Here is a 2,562-nt window from a genome sequence, read left to right on the forward strand (position 1 = left end):
AACCCCTCGACAAGGTTCATCGTCCCAGCTCAGAAGGCACTTTCGCGTTACCGCTCATGATCCGGACCAAAGCCCAAGCGAAACGCGCAGGTTAGCACGTCGCCAAGTAGCTGTACTGTCCCGTGATCGTTTCCTTGAACCAGTACTTGTCTGCTCCCGGTGCAAGAGACCAGCACGGGCTGTCGGTGCCCCAGTCGACGATGACCTGCACCCTCACGGTGTAGCTGCAGTTGTTCTCAATGACGACGGCGAAACCGGACGGGTCATTGTCCCAGTAGCGATAGACGCAACCGGGTGCCTCAGCCAGCACGCCCGGTGCCGGAGCGGCAGCAGCGACAGGAGCCGAAACGGCGAGCGCACTACCAATCGCCGCCACCGTGACGGATAGAGCGGCCAACTTCCTATAAAAACTCATGTTTCCCCCTAGAACAGCCGATTGTTTGCCATCTTCACGGTGCTGCACATTTTCGGACTTGTACACCATTAAGGCGGAGAGAGAGGCCGCCTTCGACCGCTTTAGCCCCCTCCCGGGATGGGATCAGCCACTCCGACACGTCAGCGGGATCCAGACATTGACGGAGACACGTCAGCCATCGTTGGGGAGGCCGCCTTCGCGGGGCGATACGTGACCGCCCCTCGTATGTTGTCCACGGTCAGGGCTGGCTTCATAGTGATGCGGTCAAGCGGTGCGGCCGTGCGCTCAGACAGGTGAGCACGGGCTCCCAGGGTCAGGGGGCTAGTTGAGCCAGATGGCGTTGCTCCAGGAGCCGCAACTGTAGTCCCCTCCGGCTTCGGTCAAACACTCCTTGACCTGGATGGCGTCTTCGCCGTTACTGATGTTGATCCGAGGAAAACTGATGGCCTTGGTCTGGTAGTCACCCTTGCCTGAAGCGCTCACGCTGGAAGGCTGTGACGAGCCTCCGGTTGCTAATCCGAAACGGACATAGAGGCGGGCTCCGTGGCTGTCCGTGGCGGTGTCCGTGATTGCGATAGTCGTCAAGACGGACTCGACGTTGTTGACATACCCCACTGCGTAGGTACCTCTGCCGTATGCGCCGACTACGTCTCCGTAGGTGCCAGTCGCGGTGTAGTCGGGAACGATGACTGCCGCAGACGCGGGGCCAGCACTCATGAGCATGGCGGAAATTCCCATTGCTCCACCAATAACGGCAAAGCGGATTTTCTGTGACATGTGACCTATGGCCACCTTATCCCTCATGGATTCCTCCTATTCGAGAGCCAAAGAGAGACTGCACGCCTGGCAACACGACAAGCAGAACCGGTCAGCATCAGCCACCGGGCTCCGCCCGCGCCATTCTGGCCGGACCGGCTGCTGTACAGAGCAACTTCGGCTCGGTCACATCGTCTATGGCCGAGCATGATCTCGACAAAGACCGTCGGCTGTAGCCGAATGTCCCTGGTCAACACGTGCTACACCCAAGAATGCGGACATCGGGGGCTTTATGTTACGAATCCACTTCACTTCGAAAGATCTGGCACGGGTGACGCTCGGCCACAACAGCTCACTGCCGGTGAGCGAGGCTGTGATGAGTCTGCAAGCGCTCCGTCGCGGCTCGGGCTCACGGTTCTCCGCGTGGCGGCACCTCGCCGGAAAGCAACTGCCCGCACGGGCGTCACTGCTCGGCTCCCTGGTACCGGCCTCCGGCTGGGCTCCGGACTTCCTCACCCCAGGCCCTGACCACGCATCCCCCACCACGGGGGCGTTCGACGCGATACGAGCCACACCACGCAGGCGTCTGGCGGCCGAATTGAGCCGTCTGTCGAGCCACCACCGCCTGCCTGCCTGGACACAGCCGCTGGCCGACGGGGACCGCGAGGCACTGGACGCGGTGACCGACACCCTGGCGGACTACTACGACGTCGCGGTATCTCCATACGTCGACCGCATGCGGGCCGTACTGGACGCAGACCATGCCTGGCGCGTGCACACCATGGCACGCCTCGGCGTTGGCGCGGTGCTGGCCGGCCTGCACCCGCAGGTGCGCTGGGAGGAGCCCGTGCTGGAGCTTGCCGGCTTCGCCGGACAAGGCCAGGTCGACTTCCACCTGGAGGGGCGAGGACTTCTCCTGTCCGCCCACATCTTCTGCGGCTCGCGTCCCCGCGCACTGCTCAACGAGGTGGGCACCCCCGTGCTCGTATACGCGCCCGCTTGGAATCAACAGAGCGACAACCTCGTCACCGCACCAGCGGATGCCCGGCCACGTGCATCGACGGCCCTGGCGGCACTGTTGGGCCGAACCCGCGCGGCCGTCCTGGAAGCCCTAGCATCTCCTGTCGGCCATAACACCAAGCAACTCGCTGAGTGCCTTGCCATCTCTCCCGCCTCGGCTTCGGAACACGTCGCCGCACTGCGAGCCGCCGGCCTGGTCACCAGCCTTCGACACGGCAACATGGTGCGACACACCGCCACAACCTTGGGGAAGAACCTCATCTCGACCGCGACCTAAGCTTGACTCTGTCGGGGATCTTGGAGTTTCCCGGTGCGGCAGCATGGTCAACGGGCATGCTCGGGTGGTTCCGATGACCGATACAGCTGTCGAG

The 2,562-nt window shown here is 62.9% G+C and carries 3 protein-coding genes; 1 reads left to right on the forward strand and 2 read right to left on the reverse strand.

All coding sequences use genetic code 11. The features are described from left to right. Positions 1-91 precede the first annotated feature (91 nt). Together ACIRJP_RS42335 and ACIRJP_RS42340 are read right to left on the reverse strand one after the other, a co-directional pair. Complete coding sequence (locus tag ACIRJP_RS42335; RefSeq protein ID WP_404186539.1) at positions 92-484, reverse strand: hypothetical protein; 393 nt, start codon at positions 482-484, stop codon at positions 92-94. A 252-nt stretch (positions 485-736) separates the two neighbouring features. Continuing rightward, the gene (locus ACIRJP_RS42340) at positions 737-1,219 is read right to left on the reverse strand and encodes a hypothetical protein (protein WP_404186541.1); all 483 of its coding nucleotides are present in this window, start codon (positions 1,217-1,219) and stop codon (positions 737-739) included. 328 nt (positions 1,220-1,547) lie between these two features. Between ACIRJP_RS42340 and ACIRJP_RS42345 the strand changes: the two genes are divergently transcribed. Beyond that, entirely contained in the window at positions 1,548-2,468 is a 921-nt protein-coding gene (locus ACIRJP_RS42345; protein ID WP_404186543.1) for an ArsR/SmtB family transcription factor, read from the forward strand. Positions 2,469-2,562 lie beyond the last annotated feature (94 nt).

Origin of the sequence: Streptomyces sp. NPDC102437, from assembly GCF_044765565.1 — a bacterium.
In the GTDB taxonomy this organism is placed as follows: Bacteria; Actinomycetota; Actinomycetes; order Streptomycetales; family Streptomycetaceae; genus Streptomyces.